Genomic DNA, 20,429 nt, shown 5'->3' with positions numbered 1-20,429 from the left:
TGGCGCCGGTCGCGCGCGACTCCGGGATGCGCAGCCCGCCCCGCAGGATCGCCGGCGGCCGACCGGTGATCCGCTCGCTGCTCTACCTCGCCGGCCTGCAGGCCTCGCGCCGGGACCCTGCCTTCGCCGCCTTCCGCGCCCGCCTCGAGGCCGCCGGAAAGCGTCCCAAGCAGGCCATCATCGCCGTCGCACGCAAGCTCCTCACCGTCCTCAACGCCATGCTCCGCGACGCCAAGGATTACGCGACAGCCAACCCCTGAGGTTACAGTTGCCGGCTCCGGGGCCGGGGCGGGCGGCTCCTGGGCCGGTCCGGGCGTGCCTCCGGGGCATCTTGCAGCGCACCGAAGCTCTCTCCAGGATCCTCGCGCGCGCCGCCGCCCCCTACGGCTCCTGGATCGACTCCAGGTACCCCGCCAGCGCCCACAGCATCGACGGCACCGGCGTGCCCACCCCCTCCTCGATCTCGACCACGATGGTGTCGCCGAGGTCGGCGGCGCCGAAGGCGGGCATCGCGCGGTCGCCGCGGGCATAGCCGTCGATCACCGACATGACGTGGACGAGGGGGAACTCGCCGCCATTGCGCGCGGAGATGCGGGTGAGGTCCGCGGGCGGCGTGCCCAGGCCCTCGGCCAGCGGGCCGTCGCCGCGGCCCGCGGGGCCGTGGCACTGGGTGCAGTTGTCCGCGAAGAAGGCGGCGCCGTCCACCTCCGGCTCCTCGCAGGCGGCGAGGAGGAGGGTGGCGGCGAGCGCCGGAAGGGCTGTGAGATGTCGCATGTCCGCTCGGTCCGTCTTCGGGCCTCTGACGTCGGGCCCTTCGGCCCCATCATGGGGCAGTGGCGTGCTCAGGTCCAGTTCCGGGTTCGGATGGTTGCTGGAGAAGCGCACCGGGTCGTCTCGCCGCTGCCTCGACCCGGCGGGTCCGCCTTGAGTCGGGCGGGGCGCCGCGCAAGTGTCGGCCTGTCGCCCACGCCGGAGTTCTCCATGGCCCCCTCGCCCCTCACCGCCGCCGCCCTGATGTTCGCCGCCGGCCTCGGCATCCCCGTCCTCGCCGCGATCAACGCGGCGCTGGGGCGGACACTGGGCGCACCCGCGGCGGCGGCCGCGGTGCTGTTCGTGGTGGCGTTCGCGGCGGCGCTCGCGGTGATGCTGCTGACCGCGCCCGGGGCCCGGGCCGGCCTCGCGGCGGCGCCGCGCTGGCAGCTGACGGGCGGCCTCTTCGTCGCCTTCTACGTGCTGTCGGTGACCTGGGTGGCGCCGAGCTTCGGCGTCGGCAACGCGGTGTTCTTCGTGCTGCTGGGACAGCTGGTGTCGGCGGCGCTGATCGACCAGTTCGGCCTGTTCACCGCGACGGCGCAGCCGCTGACATGGATGCGGGGGCTGGGGCTGGGCGTGATGGGGCTGGGGGTGGTGATCACGCAGCTGGCGGCGCGGTGAGCGGGCGGGATGGGGAGGAACGTCGGGAAGGATCGGCAGCGTCGCAGCCGAAGAGTTCCCGCCCGGACTCAGCCGCGCAAGCGGCGAAAGAGGTCGTGCGGGGCCGCACCATGAACCGCTGACCATCACCGGCAGAGCGTCTGCCCGTGGCCAGACCCTGCCCTCGCGGCGGGCGCGAGCCTGGCGAGCGGGCGGAGCGGTGGGTTTCACCCACCCTCCCCCTCTGGACGGCGGCCGGGCACGTTCAGCCGATCCGGCCGGCCTCCAGCCGCACAGTGCGGTCCATCCGGGCGGCCAGCTCCAGGTTGTGCGTCGCGATCAGCGCCGCGAGGCCCGTCCCCCGGACCAGGTCCATCAGCGCCCCGAACACCCGGTCCGAGGTCCCCGGGTCGAGGTTGCCCGTCGGTTCGTCCGCCAGCAGCAGCCGCGGCGCGTTCGCCAGCGCGCGGCAGAAGGCGACGCGCTGCTGCTCGCCTCCCGACAGCTCGGCCGGGCGGTGGTCGCCCCGCGCCTCCAGCCCGACCTGCGCCAGCAACCCCTTCGCCCGCGCCTCGGCCTCGCCCCGCGGCCGGCCGTCGGCGAGCTGCGGCAGGACGACGTTCTCGAGCGCGGTGAACTCGGGCAGCAGGTGGTGGAACTGGTAGATGAACCCGACCTCGGACCGGCGGAGCGCGGTGCGGCGGCGGTCCGACAGGCCGGTCACCGCCTGCCCGCCCAGCGTCACCGTGCCGGCATCGGCGACGTCGAGAAGCCCTGCGATGTGCAGCAGCGTCGACTTGCCGGCGCCGGACGGCGCGACCAGGGCCACGACCTCGCCCGCCGCGACCGACAGGTCGATGCCGTGCAGCACCCGCACTTCGTTCGGCTTGCCGGCATTGTAGGCCTTCTCGATGCCGGTCAGGCGCAGGGCGTCACTCATAGCGCAGCGCCTCCACCGGGTTCATCCGCGCCGCGCGCCGGGCGGGAAAGATCGTCACGACCCAGGACAGGAGCAGCGACAGCGACACCGCCTTGACCACGTCCACCGGCTGCAGCTTGGCCGGCAGGGCGTAGATGCCGCGGATCGAGGGGTCCCACACGCCGCCGCCCGAGAGGTAGTTCACGGCCGAGAAGATCGGGTCGATGTAGATCGCGAACAGGCACCCCAGCAGAACGCCGAGGAGCGTCCCCGCGGTGCCGATGGAGGCCCCGCAGATGAAGAAGACCCGCAGCACCGCACCCTCGGTCAGGCCCATCGTGCGCAGGATGCCGATGTCGCGGCCCTTGTTCTTCACCAGCATGATGAGGCCCGAGATGATGTTCATGCTCGCGATCAGGACGAGGATGGACAGGATCACGAACATCACGTTGTCCTCGATCGTCAGCGCCCGCAGGAAGCTGCCGGCGCTGTCGCGCCAGGTCCAGACCAGTGCCCGCTCGCCCGCCGCCGCCTGGATCGCGGGCAGGTAGCGCTCCACCTCGTCCGGGGTCTCGACGAAGACCTCGATCTCGTCGGCCACGCCCTCCTTGGCGAAGAAGGTCTGCGCCTCCCCGATGGGCAGGTAGACCCGCGTGCGGTCGATGTCGTAGCGCCCGGCCGAGAAGATGTAGGTGACCTCGTAGGCCGAGATGCGGGGCGAGATGCCGGTGACGGTGCGCACCCCGTTGGGGTTGATGAGCCGGATCCGGTCGCCCACCTGCGCCCCCAGCTCGCGCGCGACGCCCGAGCCGATGGCGATGCCCTCGTCGAAGCGGGCGATGTCGCCCTGCGCCGTCCCGGGATCGGCGATGCGGGGGATCGTCTCCAGATCCTCGGGCGCGATGCCGAACACCTCGACTCCGCTGTTGGCCGACCGCAGCGTCGCCATCACCTGCCCCTTCACCAGCGGCGCGGCGCGGGTCACGCCCGGCACCTCGGCCACGCGGGCGGACATGTCCTGGTAGTCTGCTATGGTGCGGCTGGTATTGCCGTTCGCATCCACCTCCACCGCATGGAAGACGGTGACGTGGGCGTTGGAGCCGAGGATCGTGTCCACGAACTCGGCGCGAAAGCCGGCGCGGACGGCCAGCGTCGCGATCAGGGCAAAGACGGCGAGCGTGACGCCGATGAGGCTGATCCAGGTCATCACGCTGACCCCGCCCTCGGCCCGGCGGGCGCGGAGGTAGCGCCAGGCGATCATCCACTCGAACCCCGCGAAGGGCGGCGTGCGGCGGGCCGGGCGCGGGCCGGTATTCGGATCGGACATGGCGCGGGATCCCCGGGCGGCGAAAGGTCCGCCTGTTTCGCCCCCCTCCCGCACGGGGTCAAGCGGCGCGGCCGGGCGCCTCACGAGGCCGTAGGCCCGCGGCGCCATGGCCACGTGACGGCCTCCTGCCCCTGGCCCGTCGTTTCTGCGCCTGCGAAATGGGCGCCCGCCGGCCACATGCCCAATTTGCGATCAACCGGGGCGACCGCGTCCCCTAAGCGGGCGGGGCCGACGTTGCCGCGGCGACAGGCGGGCGTTTCATGGTCGGCGTCGGCGCAACGCCGACTCGCACGAGCCGCGCGGGGGCGCCTACCCTGGACAGATCGACGTCCCCACGCGGCGGCAACAGAAAATGACTGCTGCGGTCTCTCAGGTAGCGGCCTGCCGCGCCCCCGCAAGGGGCGCCGTTCGTCGCCGTCCGGGCATGCCGCACGGGATTTGGGGACACTTGACCAGATGACCTACCGCCTTCTTTCCACCCTTTCCGCGGCCGCGCTGCTGGCCGCCGGGGCAGCTGCGGCCCAGGAGACCTGCGAGGATCCGATCAAGGTCGGCATCCTGCACTCGCTGTCGGGCACGATGGCAATCTCCGAGACCACCCTGAAGGACGTGATGCTGATGCTCATCGAGCGGCAGAACGAGGCCGGCGGCCTCCTCGGCTGCGAGATCGAGGCGGTCGTCGTCGACCCCGCCTCCGACTGGCCGCTGTTCGCCGAGAAGGCGCGCGAGCTGATCGAGACCCACGAGGTCGACGTGATCTTCGGCAACTGGACCTCGGTCAGCCGCAAGTCCGTGCTGCCGGTCCTGGAAGAGCTGAACGGCCTTCTCTTCTACCCCGTCCAGTACGAGGGCGAGGAATCCTCGCGCAACGTCTTCTACACCGGCGCCGCGCCGAACCAGCAGGCGATTCCGGCCGTCGACTACTTCCTGGAAGAGCTGGGCGTCGAGAAGTTCGCCCTCCTCGGCACCGACTACGTCTATCCGCGGACGACCAACAACATACTCGAGCAGTACCTGCTCGACGCCGGCATCCCGCAGGAGAACATCTTCGTCAACTACACGCCGTTCGGACAGTCCGACTGGTCGACCATCGTCTCGGACGTGGTCGAGCTGTCCTCGGACGGCTCCCAGGTCGGCGTGATCTCGACCATCAACGGCGACGCCAACGTCGGCTTCTACAAGGAGCTGGCCGCCCAGGGCGTCAGCGCCGACGACATCCCCGTCGTCGCCTTCTCGGTCGGCGAGGAGGAACTGTCGGGCCTCGACACGTCCGACCTCGAGGGACACCTCGCGGCCTGGAACTACTTCATGTCCGCCGACACGCCCGAGAACGACGAGTTCATCGAGGCCTGGCACGCCTTCATCGGCGACGACGCGCGCGTCACCAACGACCCGATGGAGGCGCATTACATCGGCTTCAACATGTGGGTGCAGGCGGTCGAGGAGGCGGGCACCACCGACATCGACACGATCATCGACACGATGGTCGGCCAGACCTATCCGAACCTCACCGGCGGCACGGCCGAGATGCTGCCGAACCACCATCTCAGCAAGCCTGTCCTGATCGGCGAGATCCGCGCCGACGGCCAGTTCGACATCATCTCCGAGACCGAGCCGGTGCCGGGCGACGCCTGGACGGACTTCCTGCCCGAGTCGGCGGTGCTCGACAGCAACTGGATCGAGTGGGACTGCGGCATGTACAACACCGAGACCCAGACCTGCGTCCAGCGGACCTCGAACTACTGACCGGACGCACCGAACCGGGGGCGCGGGAACCTTGCATTCCCACCCGCGCCCCCGGGCCCCCACTTTCCGAGGTCCCGACATGATCCGCGCCCTCCTGATCGCCTGCGGGCTGATCGCCGCCGCCTTGCCGGCCCTCGCGCAGGGGACGCTGCAGGACGTCCTGCAGGCCCACCGCGCCGAGGTGGAGAGCCCGTCACGCGCCACCGTCGGCACCGTTCTGGACGCGCTGGACGACAGCGACCTGCCCGGCGTCGCGACCTTCCTCGAACGCTGGCAGGATCGCGCCGTCTGGGTCCGCGCCTCCGACGGCCTCTTCTTCTACGCCGAGGAGCAGGACGACGGCAGCTACGCCCTCCTCGACATCTCGACCGAAGAGCCGGTCGGCACCGCCGCCGCCTCCGAGATTTCCGAGATCCGCCCCAACGGGGGCGTGCGCCGCGAGATCGCCTCGGCCCTGGTCGAGTTCCAGCTGGCCGACCCCGACCCCGCGCGCCGCCGCGCCGCCGTCACCGCCATCGCCCGCGCGATGGAGCCCGAGCAGCTCGCCCCCCTCGCCGCCTCCGTCGAGGACGAGCCCGACGCCGCTCTGCGCGCCCAGAAGGAACGCCTCGCCCGCATGCTGACCGCCCTCTACGGCGACACGCCCGAGGCGCGGATCGCGGCCATCGAGAGCTTCGCCGGCGAGACCGCCGTCGACGCCCGCGCCATCCTCAACCGCATCGTCGCCACCCGCCGCGAGGCCGCCGCCGCCCTGCCCGAGGACGCCAACATCGCCCGCGAGCTGCGCCCCGGCGGCGCCATCGCCGAGGACGAGGCGTACGAGATGCTGGTGGCCGAGGAGCTCGCCCCGCCGCGCGTCCCCGCCGGCGACGTTCTCGCCGCCCTGACCGCCAACCTCGCGGACGGCGTCGTCGCCGGCGTGCCCGTCGAGACGCTCGGCGACCCGGACGCGCGCGACCGCGCCTATGCCGCGCTGGCCGAGGCTGGCCTCGTCCAGCCGCGGCTCACCGACGACGGGATCGCCGAGGCCCTCGCCTCCCACGCCTTCTGGGACGAATATGTCGAACCCGACCCCGCCATCACCGACGCCGCCGAACGCGCCCTGTCCGCGACCGAGCTCAAGGTCGCGGCGGCGCAGAGCGCCGATCTCGCCCTCGACGCGCTGTCGCTGGCCTCGATCTACTTCCTCGCCGCCATCGGGCTGGCCATCACCTTCGGCGTGATGGGCGTCATCAACATGGCCCATGGCGAGTTCATCATGATGGGCGCCTATACCGGCTACGTGGTCCAGCAATGGGGCTGGGTGCCGAACTACACCGTCGCCATCCTGATCGCGCTGCCGCTGGCCTTCGCCGTCACCTTCGCCGCCGGCGTGGCGATGGAGCGGCTGGTGATCCGCTGGCTCTACCACCGCCCGCTGGAGACGCTGCTCGCGACCTTCGGCATCTCCATCGCGCTGCAGCAGATGGCCAAGAACATCTTCGGCACCCAGGCCCGCCCCCTCACCTCCCCCTCCTGGCTCGGCGGGTCGTGGGAGCCGTCGGATCTGATCTCGATCTCCTACATCCGGATCGCGATCTTCGCCCTCGCCCTCGTCTTCCTCGCCGTCCTGCTCTTCATCCTGAAGCGCACCCGCCTCGGCCTGGAGGTCCGCGCCGTCACCCAGAACCCCGGCATGGCCGCCTCGATGGGCATCAACCCCGGCCGCATCAACATGCTGACCTTCGGCCTGGGCAGCGGCATCGCCGGCATCGCCGGCGTCGCCATCGGCCTCTACGCGCAGGTCACGTCCGAGATGGGATCGGGCTACATCGTGCAGAGCTTCATGACCGTGGTCGTGGGCGGCGTCGGTAACGTCTGGGGCACGCTCGCGGGCGCCACGATGATCGGCGGGCTGCAGAAGGGGATCGAGTGGTTCAACCCCTCGAACACGCTGGCCGCGCAGACCTACATGATCCTCTTCATCATCCTCTTCATCCAGTTCCGGCCCAAGGGCATCGTCGCCCTCAAGGGCCGCGCCGCGGGGGACTGACGCCGATGCACCCGCTCGCCTTCGCCCCCGCCCTGCCCTTCGTTCTGACGGTGCGGCCCTGCGCCCTGCAAGCTGCTCCTATCTTGCTCCAAATACCTCCGGGGGGTGAATTGCCCGCAGGGCAAGAGGGGGACCGCGTCCCCCTCCCCGCGCCGCGGAACGCGGCGTGGGGCGACGTCGAAGGCGGCGCAAACGCGGCGGGGCCCGGCGCATGAGGCAGGGCTTTCTGGCGAAGAACCCGTCCGTCCTGTGGTTCCTGCTCCTCCTCGCGCTCTTCACCCTCGCGGTGACGCTGATGGCGCAGGCCGGCCTCGTCTCCACCTCGCTCGTCAAGACGCTGGGCAAGACACTCTGCCTCTGCCTCGTCGCCGTGGCGATGGACGTCGTCTGGGGCTATTGCGGCATCCTCTCCCTCGGTCACATGGCGTTCTTCGGCCTCGGCGGCTACGCGATCGGCATGTGGCTGATGTACGCCCGGACCGAGGCGATCGTGGCCGAGAACCTCGCCGCCCGGCCGATCCCGCCGACGCCGCAGGAGATATCGGACGCGATCGGGTCCCAGATCTTCGGCGTGGTCGGATCGTCCGACTTCCCGCCGGTCTGGGCGTTCGCCCATTCGCTGCCGCTGCAGCTCATGGCCGCCCTGCTGGTGCCCGGCCTCCTCGCCCTCGTCTTCGGCTGGCTCGCCTTCCGCAGCCGCGTGACCGGCGTGTACCTGTCGATCCTGACCCAGGCGATGACGCTCGCCCTGTCCCTCTACCTGTTCCAGAACGAGAGCGGCCTGCGCGGCAACAACGGCCTGTCCGGCCTGCAGAACATCCCCGGCTACGGACACGTCCCGCAGTCCACAATCAGCCTCGTCTTCCTCTGGGCCTCGGCGCTCGCACTCGGCGCCGGTTACATCCTCTTCGCCTGGGTGGTCTCGGGCCGGATGGGCAGCGTGATCCGCGCGATCCGGGACAACGAGGCGCGGGTGCGGTTCCTCGGCTACCCGGTCGAGGGGTTCAAGCTCTTCGTGTTTACCCTCACGGCTGTCGTCGCCGGCCTCGCCGGCGTCCTCTACTACCCGCAGGCTGGCATCATCAATCCGGCCGAGGTCGCGCCCATCGCGTCGATCTACCTCGCCGTCTGGGTCGCCATCGGCGGCCGGGGGCGGCTCTACGGCGCGGTCATCGGGGCGGCGTTCGTGTCGCTGCTCTCCAGCTGGTTCACCGGCGGCAGCGCGCCGCCCATCGACCTCGGGGTCTACGTGATCCAGTGGACGGACTGGTGGCTGGTGCTGCTCGGCCTGTCCTTCGTCGCCGTCACCCTCTTCGCCCCCAAGGGCATCGGCGGCCTGTTCGACCTCATCACCGCCCGCCGCCCGGTGGAGGAGGAGCGGGTCGGCGATTACGGCCCCGACCAGGGCGCGTGGCGCCGGCGCGAGGGGCAGGAGGAAGCATGACCACCCTGCTCGAGGTCAACGGCGTCTCCGTCACGTTCGACGGCTTCCGCGCCATCAACAACCTGTCGATCCAGATCGGCGAGCCCGAGCTGCGGGCCGTCATCGGCCCGAACGGCGCCGGCAAGACGACCTTCATGGACATCATCACCGGCAAGACCAAGCCCGACGAGGGCCGGGTCCTCTGGGGCGACAAGGGCGCGTCCCTGCTGGGGATGAGCGAGAGCCGGATCGCGCAGGAGGGGATCGGGCGCAAGTTCCAGAAGCCGACAGTTTTCGAGGCGCAGACCGTGGCCGAGAACCTCGGCATGGCGCTGAAGCAGCGGCGGGGCCCCCTGCGGGTGCTCTTCGGCCGCGACCGGGGCTCCGAGGCCGAGCGGATCGCCGCCATCGCCGCCGAGATCGGCCTCGCCGACCAACTGACCCGCATCTCCGGCGAGCTGAGCCACGGCCAGAAGCAGTGGCTGGAGATCGGCATGCTGCTGGCGCAGGACCCGCGCCTGCTGCTGGTGGACGAGCCGGCGGCGGGCATGACCCCGGCCGAGCGCGAGCACACGACAGACCTCCTCAAGCGCGCCGCCGAGACCCGCGCCGTGGTGGTGGTCGAGCACGACATGGAATTCGTGCGCCGCCTGGACTGCAAGGTGACGGTGCTGCACGAGGGGTCGGTCCTGGCCGAGGGCAGCCTCGACCACGTGACGCGCGACCAGCAGGTCATCGACGTGTATCTGGGACGCTGAGCGATGCTGGAAGTCAGGGGACTTACCCTCAAGTACGGACAGAGCCGGATCCTCCACGGGATCGACCTCGTCGCCCGCCCCGGCGCGGTGACGGCGGTCATGGGGACGAACGGGGTGGGCAAGACGTCGCTCCTGAAGGCGATCGCAGGACGGCACCCGTTCGAGGCGGGCTCGATCGCGCTGGACGGCCGCGACCTCGGTCCTCCGTCCGCCTATGCCGCGGCGCGGGCCGGGATCGCCTACGTGCCGCAGGGGCGCGAGGTGTTCCCGCTGATGAGCGTGCAGGAGAACCTGGAATCGGGATTCGCCTGCCTGCCGGCCGGGGACCGCGGCGTGCCGGACCGGATCTTCGAGCTGTTCCCGGTGCTGAAGCAGATGCGCGCCCGCCGCGGCGGCGACCTGTCCGGCGGGCAGCAGCAGCAGCTGGCCATCGCGCGGGCGCTGATCACGCGTCCCCGCGTCCTTCTGCTGGACGAGCCGACCGAGGGCATCCAGCCGAACATCATCCAGCAGATCGGCGAGGTAATTTCGCAGCTGCGGACCGAGGGCGAGATCGCGATCGTGCTGGTGGAGCAGTATTTCGACTTCGCCTATCGCCTCGCCGACACGTTCGTCGCCCTGAACCGCGGCGAGGTCGTCCTGTCCGCCCCGCGGGCCGAGGTCGACCGAGAGGGCCTGTTGGCCCGGGTCTCGATCTGAGGGCTGGCGGCAGGATGGAAGCCCCGCCGGGGCCCCACCGCCGCCCCGCCGGGTCAGTCGGACTCACGGCGCAGCGCGCCGACAGCTGTCACCGCCCGGTCCGAAAGCCGCAGGACGCGGCCGGCCGTCGCCACGAGTGCCGTCCCGTCGGCGCCGCGCGCGCAGTCGGCGAGGTTCCGCCCGGCCTGGTGCAGTTCCGGCACGCCCAGCCGGCACCCCAGCTCGGCCACGCCGGCCGCCGCCTCGGCGACCATGTGCCACCGCCCCTCGGCCAGCGTCTCGGCGATCCGTCGCCTCAATTCGATCAGCCTCTCCCGCAGCTGGCCGACCTCGACCGCGCTTTCCTGCGGTCCCAGACCGGCCCGCAACCGCATCAGAGGCTCGGGATCCAGCCTCAAGACCTCGCAATGCCGCAGCCGGACGCAGCCGGCCGCATCGGCGGCCCTTCCATTACCCGTCACCATCCTGGCCACCTCGCGCCGCAGCGCCCCCGCCTGCCCTTCTGGCGGATCGGCCTTTCCAGACGGTGAAGATCGCACGACGTCCCGTCTCGAATTCTCCGCGAATGCGTCCTACACCATTGGCGAACCACCAGGAGTGTCCCCATGCTGGCCCGGCCCCTTCCCGACTACCTCGTTCGGCGCTACCACGGCTGGAAGGCCACGAGCTATGCCGAGAACCGCAGCTGGTACCGCCGCCTCGCCGAGGAAGGGCAGCGGCCGCGGGCGATGGTCATCTCCTGCTGCGACAGCCGGGTCCACGTCACCTCGATCTTCGGGGCCGATCAGGGCGAGTTCTTCATCCATCGCAACATCGCCAACCTCGTCCCCCCGTACGAGCCGGACGGCAACCAGCACGGCACCTCTGCCGCCGTTGAGTACGCGGTCACGACGCTGCGCGTCGCGCACCTCATCATCATGGGCCATTCCGCCTGCGGCGGCGTGCGCGGCTGCTACGACATGTGCGAGGGCAACGCGCCGGCGCTGGAGGACAAGACCAGCTTCGTCGGCCGCTGGATGGACCTGCTGCGCCCCGGCTACGCCGACCTGCCCGAGGGGGACGAGGCGACGCGCGTCGCTGCTCTCGAGAAGGCGGCGGTGATGACGTCGCTCGGCAATCTCATGACGTTTCCGTTCGTGAAGTCCGCGGTCGAGGCCGAGGAACTGACGCTGCACGGCTGCTGGAACGACATCTCCACCGGCGGGCTGGAAGTGCTGGACGCCGAGACCGGCGTCTTCCACCCTGTCTGAGCGTACGGCGCGCACCCGGCGGCCGGACGCCGGCCCCCCGAACGAGTAGGGGCCCGGACTGGCCGGGCCCCACCGAGGAGGGTCTTCTGGCAATAGGGTATCAGCCGAAGCGGCGGCCCAGGCGGCCCTGCTGGGGACCCGCCGTCCGGATCGCATCGGCGATGGAGCCGAAGGAGGCACCCGGCAGGCAGCCTTCGAGGCGCATCTGCGGCGGGACGTGGCTGGACTGGACGGTGTCTCTCATTCTGGCGGCTCCTGAGGGGCGGGTCGCTCGTACCCGACGGGCGAAGAAGGATTGGCGGGATCCGGGACCGGGTGTGCAGAGGAGCCCCGGACTAATTTCCGGGGCCCCTCCACTATGACGGCTACCGTCGGGCGTCTGACGTTTGGGGGGGTGCCGACGACAGCCGTATCCTTGTGATCCTGGTCTCCTCGTCGGGGCTCAGCGGCGGGCGCGAACCGGCTCGACGTGGAAGATGTTGGTGCGGCGGCAGCGCACGGCTTCGAGGGCGGCTTCGCGGTTGCGGCGCGCTTTGTCTGCAAGGCTCATGGTCTGTCTCCGTTGCGTTTGCTGCCCGGCGGAGAGTGGTTCGCGTTCCGCCGACAGGGACATTTGCCGAGTCGCTCGTGGCGGAATTGTGTTGCAGTTCGCCTCGTTTCCGCCCCACGGGTAAACGCCTGACAAGGCTAGAAAACAACCTAAGATTGTGCCATGAAGCGGTGGGGATTGGCGTTAGAGGCACTAAACTGGACGTGGTCCTGCCGCGCCCCTGCCATGCTTTTGCCCTGAAGGGTCGGTTTGGCCACGCCGGCGCCGCAATTCGGCGGGTTCATTGCCAAAATGCAAAGCAGAATTTGCACGTCTGCCGACGATAAACTACGGCAGGACGCCCCGATCCGGCAACCTGACCTTTTGGACAGGTCGCCGGATCCCTGACTCGCCTCGAATCAACCCTTCTTCAGGCACCGCTGGCCGAGCACCTCGGCGATCTGCACGGCGTTCAGCGCCGCGCCCTTGCGGAGGTTGTCGCTGACGCACCAGAGGTTGAGGCCGTTGTCGATCGTGGAATCCTGGCGGATTCGGCTCACGAAGGTGGCGAAGTCGCCCACGCACTCGATCGGCGTGACGTAGCCGCCCGGCTCGCGCTTGTCGACGACCATGACCCCCGGCGCCTCGCGCAGGATGTCGCGCGCCTCCTCCTCGTCGAGGAAGTCCTCGGTCTCGATGTTGATCGCCTCGGAATGGCCGACGAAGACCGGCACGCGGACGCAGGTCGCGGTGACCTTGATCTTCGTGTCGAGGATCTTCTTGGTCTCGGCGACCATCTTCCACTCTTCCTTGGTCGAGCCGTCCTCCATGAAGACGTCGATGTGCGGGATCACGTTGAAGGCGATCTGCTTCTGGAACTTCTTCGGCGCGACCTCGGTGACCGGGTTGTAGATCGCCTTGGTCTGGTCCCACAGCTCGTCCATCCCCTCCTTCCCGGCGCCCGAGACGGACTGGTAGGTCGAGACGACGACGCGCTTGATCCGCGCCCGGTCGTGCAGCGGCTTCAGCGCCACCACCATCTGCGCGGTGGAGCAGTTGGGGTTCGCGATGATGTTCTTCCTGGAATAGCCGAGGACCGCGTCGGCGTTCACCTCGGGCACCACCAGCGGCACGTCGGGGTCGTAGCGGTAGAGCGACGAATTGTCGATCACGACGCAGCCCGCACCGGCCGCCTTGGGCGCGTACTCCTTCGTCGCCTCGGAGCCCACCGCGAACAGCGCGATGTCCCACCCGGTGAAGTCGAACTGGGCGAGATCCTTGGTCTTGAGTGTCCTGTCGCCGAAGCTCACCTCGGTGCCGAGGCTCTTGCGCGAGGCGAGAGCGGCGATCTCGTCGACGGGGAATTCCCGCTCGGCGAGGATGTTGAGCATTTCCCGGCCCACGTTGCCCGTGGCGCCGACGACGACGACCTTGTAGCCCATTCGACTGGCCCCTTTTGCGAAACAGCGTCCTTGCGGACGGGGCGCTATATCGCGCGGGCTGCCGTGGCGAAAGGGGTCAGTCCAGCCGGTCCTCGGCGAAGAGGTAGGCGACGAGGCCCGCGGCCAGCAGCGCCGTGTAGAACAGGAACAGTCTCTGGAAGCCGGCGACCGGGTCCGCGCCCGTCTCGAAGACCGGTCCGGTGGCCAGCTGCATCACCCCCACCCCGCCGATCGAGAACAGGTTGGCCAGCGTCACGCCCCGCCCGGCAAGATGCGCCGGCGCGAAGGCGCGGGCATGGGCGACGATGGCGGGGTAGGACGCGCCCGAGGCGCCGACGATCATCAGGAGCGCGGTCGCCGTCACCAGCCCCGACGCCGGCGCCAGCGCAAGCGCGAGGCACGACGCCGCACAGATCGCGTTGCCGCCGAAGACGACCCATTTTCGCGTCCCGAACAGCCGGTCCAGCGGGCCGTACAGGAAATTGCCCGCGATCATCGCGAGCCCCATCATCAGCGCGACACGGCCGATGGTGATCGCGTCCGCTCCGAAGGTCTCGCCGACGTAGGGCCCGGCCCACAGCCCCCGCAGGCTGGCCGACGGGGCGTAGCTGACCGCCGTCAATACCAGGATCGGCCACAGCGCCCGGATCCGCAGCAGGTCGAGCAGGCCGCCCCGCGCCCCGCCCTCCACCCGCGCCGGGTCGCGCACCGTCAGCGCGATCAGCGCCGCCACGGCCAGCGATCCGGCCGCCAGCCCCCACAGCGTCTCGCGCCAGCCGAACGCCTCCACCGCCCAGGCCATCGGCGAGGCGGCGGCGATGTTGCCGAGGCTGCCGAGGCCGATCACCGCCCCGGCGAGCGTCGCGAAGACCCGCGGCGAGTAGATCCGCGCGAAGATGTAGTAGGACGCCATCAGCACCGGCGAGCAGCCGATGCCGAGCAGCACCATCCCCCAGGTGACCGCGCCCGGCCCCGCCGCCGCGGCGAAGACCGCCGCACCGCCGCCCCCGCCGAGGGCCAGCAGCAACGCCGCCGTCCAGCGCGGCCCGACCCGGTCGAGCGCCCAGCCGACGGGGATCTGCATGCCGGCGAAGACGAGGAACCACAGCCCCGACGCAGTGGCGAGCCCCTCGGGAGTCGCGCCGATCTCGTCGATCAGCGTCGGCGCGAGAACGGCCAGGAAGGCGCGGTAGAACTGCGACAGCGCGTAGGCCACCACCAGAACCGCCAGTCCGATGCGCATCCGCCCCTCCCCCTCTTCCCGGGGCGGGGTGACATGCCGCGGCGGGGACGGCAAGCGGCTGCGCACCGCGCGACCGCCGGCGCCTCGACCGCCGCGCCCCGCCCGGGCCGCCCCGGCCCCGAGACGGTGCCTCCCGCAAGCCCGCGCCCGCCGTCCGACTCCGCTTCTGACCTCCGGGAGGGCGTCATCGCGCGGGGTCCCGGGTCAGGCTCGGGACGGGTGGGCCGCGGCATCGTCCGGCGTGACCTGTGCCACCCCGACCGACCCGCCCCGGCCCCGAGCCGGGGCCTCGTGCGACGGGCCGTCCCACGATGGAATACCGAACCCCCTACCCGAACAGCCCCGCATGGGCCGCCCGGAGCGCCGCCTTCTGCACCTTGCCCATCGTGTTCCGCGGCAGCTCGCCCACCAGCACGATCCGCTTCGGCCGCTTGAAGCCCGCCAGATCCGCCAGCCCCGCCAGCAGCCCCGCCTCGTCCGGCGCGTACCCCGCCTCCGGCACCACCACCGCGACGACCGCCTCGCCGAGGTCGGGATGCGGCACGCCGATCACCGCGCTCTCCTCGACCCCCGGCAGGGCGTCGAGCGCGTCCTCCACTTCCTTGGGATAGACGTTGAGTCCGCCCGAGATCACGAGGTCCTTCGCCCGTCCGACGATGGTGAGGTACCCGTCCTGCGCCATCACGCCGAGATCGCCGGTGTTGAAGAACCCGCTTGGGCGCAGCTCCTCCGCCGTCTTCTCGGGCATCTGCCAGTAGCCGAGGAACACGTTCGGCCCCCGCACCTCCACCGTGCCGATCTCGCCCCGCGGCAGCTCCCGCCCCTCGCCGTCGCAGACCTTCACCTCCACCCCCGGCAGAGCCGGCCCGACCGTCCCCGCCCGCCGCTCGCCCACCAGCGGGTTCGAGGTGTTCATGTTGGTCTCGGTCATGCCGTACCGCTCGAGGATCCGGCTGCCGGTGCGGGCCTCGAACGCGCGGTGCGTCTCGGCCAGCAGCGGCGCGGAGCCGGAGACGAAGAGGCGCATGTGCGCCGCGGCCTCGCGCGTGAACCGCTCCGACGCCAGAAGGCGCGTGTAGAAGGTCGGCACCCCCATCATCGACGTCGCCCGCGGCAGCGCGTCGATCACGGCGTCCGCGTCGAACTTGGGCAGGAAGATCATCGCCCCCCCGGCGAGGAGCGAGATGTTGGTGGCCACGAACAGCCCGTGCGTGTGGAAGATTGGCAGCGCGTGGATCAGCACGTCGTCCGCCGTGAACCCCCACGCCGTCGCCAGCGCCTGCGCGTTCGACAGCAGGTTCCGCTGCGACAGCATCGCCCCCTTGGACCGCCCGGTCGTGCCAGAGGTGTAGAGGATCGCCGCCAGGTCGTCCTCGCCCGCCGCCTCCACCCGCGCCATCGGCGCCGCCCCGTCGGCCGCCGCCGCGAGGCTCCCCGCCCCGCCGCCCGCCAGCGTCATCAGCGCCGCGCCGTGACGCTCCACCACCGCGGCCAGCCCCTCCGCCGCCGGATCCGCCAGCAGCAGCCGCGCACCGGAATCGCCGACGAAGTAGTCGACCTCCGCCGGCGTGTAGGCGGTGTTCTGCGGCAGGAACACGATCCCCGCCTTCACGCAGGCCGCATAGACGGCGAGCATGTCGGGGCACTTCTCCACCTGCACCGCGATCCGGTCGCCCGGGCCCGCGCCCGCCTGCCGGAGCGCCGTCGCCATCCGCGCCGCCCGGTCGAGGAACGCGCCATGCGTCAGCACCGCCCCGTCCGGCAGGTGCAGGAACGGCGTCCCGGCCCCCTCGTGCGGCGCGAACAGCGCCTCCCACAGCGGATTGCCCATCCCGCGTCCTCCTGCGCTTCCCGCCCCCGTCATGCCGCGCACGCCGCCGGGGTCAAGGCCCGACCCGCTCCCCTGTCCTGCTCCGGAGGGGGCCGGGAGGCCATGAGGAGCAGCGCCCCCCACGCGGGATGGGAAGCGCCCCCCCCTCCTGCCTTGCAGACCGCCTGACCATCCCGTGCCCCCTTCCCGATCGGACGACCGCCCCGCTCCCCTATCTTGCTGCAAATACCTCCGGGGTGAATTGGCCCCGGGCCTGTCCCGGGGCCAAGAGGGGCAGCGCCCCTTTCCCCCCGCCGCCGCCTCGGCTACGCCCGATCCCATGGCGCTCCGCTTCGACACGCTCCTCGACCTGCTCGCCCACGGCTTCGACACCGTGATCGACGTCCGCTCCCCGGCCGAATACGCCGAGGATCACGTCCCCGGCGCGATCAACCTGCCCGTCCTCGACAACGAGGAGCGGGCGCGAGTCGGCACGATCTACGTGCAGCAGAGCCCGTTCCTCGCCCGCAAGATCGGCGCCGCGCTCGTCTTCCAGAACGCCGCGCGCCACATCGCGGGACCGCTCGCCCATCACGAGGGCGGCTGGCGGCCGCTGGTCTATTGCTGGCGGGGCGGGCAGCGATCCGGCTCGTTCGGCTGGATGCTGCGCGAGATCGGCTGGCGCGCCGAGGTGGTGGAGGGCGGCTACCGCTCGTACCGCCGCCTCGTCCATGCCAGCCTGTATGCGGGGCGCGTGCCGCACCGCCTGATCCTGCTCGACGGCTTCACCGGCACGGCGAAGACCGAACTCCTCGGTCTGGTGGCGGCGCGCGGCGGGCAGGTGATCGACCTCGAGGGCCTCGCCCGCCACCGCGGCTCGCTGCTGGGCGCCATGCCCGGCGGCCAGCCGGACCAGAAGGCCTTCGAGACCGACCTCGCCGTCGCTCTGTCGCGGCTCGACCCGGCCCGCCCGGTGCTGGTCGAGGCGGAGAGCAACAAGGTCGGCGACATCCTGATCCCGCCCGCGATGTGGGCCGCGATGAAGGCCGCGCCGCGCATCGAGGTCGCCGCGCCGGTGGAGTCCCGCGCCCGCTACCTCGCCCGCGCCTACGACGACATCCTGTCCGACGACGAGGGCCTGAAGGAAAAGCTGTCGTACCTGCGCCGCCTGCGCGGCGGCGAGGTCGTGGACGGCTGGTTCGCCCTCATCGACGAGGGCCGCCGCGTCGACCTGACCCGCGCGCTGGCCGAGCAGCATTACGACCCCGCCTACGCCAAGTCCCGCGCCACCATCGGGGCGGACGTGCTGGCGGAGGTCGCGGTGCCGGACCTGGAGACGGGATCGCTCGACGCGGCGGCCGCGCAGATCCGCGCGATCATGGAGCGCGGACCGGACTGACCGGCGCACGCAGCGGTCCGCGCCCCGGCCTCGAGCCGGGGCCTCGCGGATCCTGGCGTACGGCCCAATCCCCGGCTCAAGACCCGGCCAGCGTTTCCAGCGCGATGGTTCCACATGCCCCCGCCCGGAATGAGCCGCGCCAGCGGCCCGGGCAGCGTCTGGCCGCCCCCCGGCCGGACGCTTCCTCTCCACCTGCGAGACGATAGGGGTTCTGCGGGGGTGGCGAGATAGCGCTCCTACCGCAGCGTCGGAGCGTCTGCCCTCGGCCAGCCGCTGCCCTCCCGTCAAATCACTTGCAGGCCACCCCGGGCGCGCCCTCCACGATCCGCCCGATCGCCACGGCGGCGTCGTACCCCGCTGCCCGCAACTCGGCGACCAGCCCCTCGCCCATGTCCCCCGGCACCGCCGCCAGCAGCCCGCCGGCGGTCTGCGGATCGAACATCAGGTCCCCCCGCGCCCCGGACGCCCCGAAGACCGGCCCCGCCCCGCCGCGGTTGTCGGCCCACAGCGACGACCGCACCCCCGCCGCCGCCATCGCCTCGGCCCCCGGCAGCAGCGGCAGCGCGGCGAGGTCCACCTCCGCCGCGACGCCCGACGCCTCGCAAATCCCGCCGAGATGCCCCGCGAGGCCGAAGCCCGTCACGTCGGTCATCGCATGCGCCGCCCGTGCGAGCAGGCGGGAGGCCGCCCCCTGCCCCGCCGCCATCGCGTCGTGGCACGCCGCCAGGTCGGCGCCCCGCGTGCGTCCCGCCATCGCGCCGGCCATCACCACGCCCGAGCCCAGCGCCTTGGTCAGCACCAGCGCATCCCCCGGCCGCGCGCCCGCCAGCGTCACCAGGTCGCGCGCGCAGAGGCCCGTCACCGTGAACCCGATCGTCAGCTCGTCCCCCAGCGAGGTGTGCCCACCGACGATCTCCGCCCCCGCCGCGTCCATCACGTCACGCGCGGCGGCCATGATCTCGCGCAATGTCCGCTCCTGCAGCTCGGCCGACATGCGCGGCAGGATCAGGCTCGCCAGCGCTGCCTGCGGCCGGGCGCCCATCGCCCAGACGTCGCCAAGCGCGTGTACCGCGGCGATCCGGGTCGCGAGCCACGGATCGGCGACCACCGCCCGCAGGTGGTCGGCCGAGATCACCTGCCGCGCCCCGCCGATCTCCAGCACCGCCGCGTCGTCGCCCGGCGGACCGTCTCCCAGCGCCGCCCGCAGCGCCCCGCGCCCGACCTTGGCGCCGCAGCCGGCGCACATCGGCTTGTCGCCCAGCGCCTCGCGCACCCCGTCCGCGACGAGCGGCGGCAGCGGCGGCCGCTCCATCGGGCGCACGTCGTTCAGGCGGTCCATGAAGCGCCGGTCGATCCGGTCCTTCCACCGCCACAGCAGAGGCCCGGCGATCGCCTGCCCCCACTTCTCGGCCACAGCCGCTTTCCGGCCGAGAGAGATCAACCTCAGGTAGTCCCTCTGCGGCCGGTACGCCGTCAGCCGCCCGCCCGAGAGCGCAGCCCGCAGGTTGGCGTGCAGCACCGGCGCCTGCCGCACGGCGTAGACCCCGGCCTTCGGGCGCGGGCTGTCGGCCATGTGGGCGCAGTCGCCGGCCGCAAAGACCGCCGGGTCGGACGTTCGCAGGAACCGGTCGATGACGAGGAACCCGTCCTGCGTCTCCAGTCCCGTCCCGGCCAACCAGTCCCACGCGACGGCCCCCGCCGCACCGACCGTCAGATCGGCGGCGATCTGCCGCCCGTCCTCCAGCCGCACGCCGTCCGCCGTCACCTCCGCGACCGAGGCGTGCTCGATCAGCGTCACGCCCAGCGCCGCCAGCCGCTCGCGCAGGATGCGCCGCCCCCGCTCCGTCGCTTCCTTCAGGGCGGCGCTGCGGTCGATCGCGACGATCTCGGCCGCCCGCCCCTCGCCCCGCAGACGCCAGGCCATCGCCATCGCCAGCTCCGCCCCCGCGACGCCGCCGCCGATCACCGCGATGCGCGCAGCGCCGGTTCCCGTCGCAAAGGCGTCCCAGCGGGTTGCAAACGGCCCCAGCGGCTTGGCCGGCACCGCGTGCTCCGCGAAGCCCGGCAGCTCCGGCATGGCCGAGGTGATGCCGATATCGACCGAGGCCACGTCGTAGGGGATGTCCGGTCGCCCCTCGACCGACACGGACCGCGCCGCCGGATCCAGCGCCGTCGCACGCCCCAAGACCAGCCGCGCCCCCGCGGCTGCGGCGAGCCTGTGCAGGTCGATGTCGAGATCGTCCCGCGTGTAATGCCCGGCGACGAAGCCCGGCAGCATCCCCGAATAGGCGGCCGCGGGTGCCGGGTCGATCACCGTCACCCGCACCCCCGGCAGGCGCTGCATCGCCCAGCGCCGCAGGACCAGCGCATGGGTATGGCCGCCGCCGATCAGCACGAGGTCGCGGGTGAGGGGCAGGCTGTCCATGCCGGTGTGATAGG

At 71.6% G+C, this 20,429-nt stretch carries 17 protein-coding genes and 1 pseudogene; 9 read left to right on the top strand and 9 right to left on the bottom strand.

Going from position 1 to position 20,429, the window contains the following annotated elements:
- Positions 1-260: pseudogene (locus A37W_RS0115935) on the top strand (hypothetical protein); the annotation flags it as partial.
- 121 nt (positions 261-381) lie between these two features.
- On the opposite strand, the gene A37W_RS0115930 reads toward A37W_RS0115935, so the two are convergent.
- Positions 382-774 (bottom strand): c-type cytochrome, encoded by a 393-nt coding sequence (locus A37W_RS0115930; RefSeq protein WP_018304037.1) that lies wholly within the window; start codon positions 772-774, stop codon positions 382-384.
- A gap of 207 nt (positions 775-981) precedes the next feature.
- Here A37W_RS0115930 and A37W_RS0115925 point away from each other — a divergent pair, with 207 nt between their 5' ends.
- Entirely contained in the window at positions 982-1,434 is a 453-nt protein-coding gene (locus A37W_RS0115925; RefSeq protein ID WP_018304036.1) for a DMT family transporter, read from the top strand.
- A 244-nt stretch (positions 1,435-1,678) separates the two neighbouring features.
- On the opposite strand, the gene A37W_RS0115920 is transcribed toward A37W_RS0115925, so the two are convergent.
- Both A37W_RS0115920 and A37W_RS0115915 read right to left on the bottom strand, forming a co-directional pair.
- Positions 1,679-2,353 carry an ABC transporter ATP-binding protein gene (locus A37W_RS0115920; RefSeq protein ID WP_018304035.1) on the bottom strand — a complete coding sequence of 225 codons (675 nt, stop codon included), beginning with the start codon at positions 2,351-2,353 and terminating at the stop codon, positions 1,679-1,681.
- Positions 2,346-3,659: a lipoprotein-releasing ABC transporter permease subunit gene (locus tag A37W_RS0115915; RefSeq protein ID WP_018304034.1), complete on the bottom strand. Its 1,314-nt coding sequence runs from the start codon at positions 3,657-3,659 to the stop codon at positions 2,346-2,348. The genes A37W_RS0115920 and A37W_RS0115915 overlap by 8 nt, the downstream gene beginning before the upstream one ends.
- A 456-nt stretch (positions 3,660-4,115) precedes the next feature.
- Between A37W_RS0115915 and urtA the strand changes: the two genes are divergently transcribed.
- The 5 genes from urtA to urtE all read left to right on the top strand — a co-directional run bounded on the left by urtA (position 4,116) and on the right by urtE (position 10,317).
- Positions 4,116-5,405, top strand: a complete 1,290-nt coding sequence (gene urtA / locus A37W_RS0115910) for an urea ABC transporter substrate-binding protein (protein ID WP_018304033.1) — start codon at positions 4,116-4,118, stop codon at positions 5,403-5,405.
- Between the two features lie 79 nt (positions 5,406-5,484).
- Positions 5,485-7,437: an urea ABC transporter permease subunit UrtB gene (urtB, locus tag A37W_RS0115905; protein ID WP_018304032.1), complete on the top strand. Its 1,953-nt coding sequence runs from the start codon at positions 5,485-5,487 to the stop codon at positions 7,435-7,437.
- A gap of 211 nt (positions 7,438-7,648) precedes the next feature.
- The gene (urtC, locus tag A37W_RS0115900) at positions 7,649-8,881 is read left to right on the top strand and encodes an urea ABC transporter permease subunit UrtC (protein ID WP_018304031.1); all 1,233 of its coding nucleotides are present in this window, start codon (positions 7,649-7,651) and stop codon (positions 8,879-8,881) included.
- A complete protein-coding gene (urtD, locus tag A37W_RS0115895; protein WP_018304030.1) occupies positions 8,878-9,618 on the top strand; it encodes an urea ABC transporter ATP-binding protein UrtD in 741 nt (246 codons plus the stop codon). Before urtC ends, urtD begins: the two co-directional genes overlap by 4 nt.
- Positions 9,619-9,621: 3 nt before the next feature.
- Positions 9,622-10,317 (top strand): urea ABC transporter ATP-binding subunit UrtE, encoded by a 696-nt coding sequence (gene urtE / locus A37W_RS0115890; protein WP_018304029.1) that lies wholly within the window; start codon positions 9,622-9,624, stop codon positions 10,315-10,317.
- A 53-nt stretch (positions 10,318-10,370) separates the two neighbouring features.
- Here urtE and A37W_RS0115885 read toward each other — a convergent pair whose 3' ends face one another.
- Complete coding sequence (locus A37W_RS0115885) at positions 10,371-10,691, bottom strand: hypothetical protein (protein ID WP_018304028.1); 321 nt, start codon at positions 10,689-10,691, stop codon at positions 10,371-10,373.
- 231 nt (positions 10,692-10,922) lie between these two features.
- On the opposite strand from A37W_RS0115885, the gene A37W_RS0115880 reads away from it, so the two are divergent.
- A complete protein-coding gene (locus A37W_RS0115880; protein WP_018304027.1) occupies positions 10,923-11,567 on the top strand; it encodes a carbonic anhydrase in 645 nt (214 codons plus the stop codon).
- Positions 11,568-11,667: 100 nt separating this feature from the next.
- Here A37W_RS0115880 and A37W_RS23865 read toward each other — a convergent pair whose 3' ends face one another.
- The 4 genes from A37W_RS23865 to A37W_RS0115855 form a co-directional block, all read right to left on the bottom strand.
- Positions 11,668-11,811, bottom strand: a complete 144-nt coding sequence (locus A37W_RS23865; protein ID WP_018304026.1) for a hypothetical protein — start codon at positions 11,809-11,811, stop codon at positions 11,668-11,670.
- 704 nt (positions 11,812-12,515) lie between these two features.
- The gene (locus tag A37W_RS0115865) at positions 12,516-13,538 is read right to left on the bottom strand and encodes an aspartate-semialdehyde dehydrogenase (RefSeq protein WP_018304024.1); all 1,023 of its coding nucleotides are present in this window, start codon (positions 13,536-13,538) and stop codon (positions 12,516-12,518) included.
- A gap of 76 nt (positions 13,539-13,614) precedes the next feature.
- On the bottom strand, positions 13,615-14,781 hold the full coding sequence (locus tag A37W_RS0115860; RefSeq protein ID WP_018304023.1) for an MFS transporter: 1,167 nt from the start codon (positions 14,779-14,781) through the stop codon (positions 13,615-13,617).
- Positions 14,782-15,109: 328 nt separating this feature from the next.
- Entirely contained in the window at positions 15,110-16,612 is a 1,503-nt protein-coding gene (locus A37W_RS0115855; RefSeq protein ID WP_018304022.1) for a malonate--CoA ligase, read from the bottom strand.
- Between the two features lie 319 nt (positions 16,613-16,931).
- On the opposite strand from A37W_RS0115855, the gene mnmH reads away from it, so the two are divergent.
- The gene (gene mnmH, locus A37W_RS0115850; RefSeq protein ID WP_018304021.1) at positions 16,932-17,990 is read left to right on the top strand and encodes a tRNA 2-selenouridine(34) synthase MnmH; all 1,059 of its coding nucleotides are present in this window, start codon (positions 16,932-16,934) and stop codon (positions 17,988-17,990) included.
- 289 nt (positions 17,991-18,279) lie between these two features.
- Here mnmH and selD read toward each other — a convergent pair whose 3' ends face one another.
- A complete protein-coding gene (gene selD / locus A37W_RS0115845) occupies positions 18,280-20,415 on the bottom strand; it encodes a selenide, water dikinase SelD (protein WP_018304020.1) in 2,136 nt (711 codons plus the stop codon).
- Positions 20,416-20,429: the final 14 nt, after the last annotated feature.

It is taken from the genome of Wenxinia marina DSM 24838 (assembly GCF_000379485.1).
Lineage (GTDB): Bacteria > Pseudomonadota > Alphaproteobacteria > Rhodobacterales > Rhodobacteraceae > Wenxinia > Wenxinia marina.
Note: the sequence above shows the minus strand (reverse complement) of the source record. Positions and strands in the feature narration are given on the sequence as shown.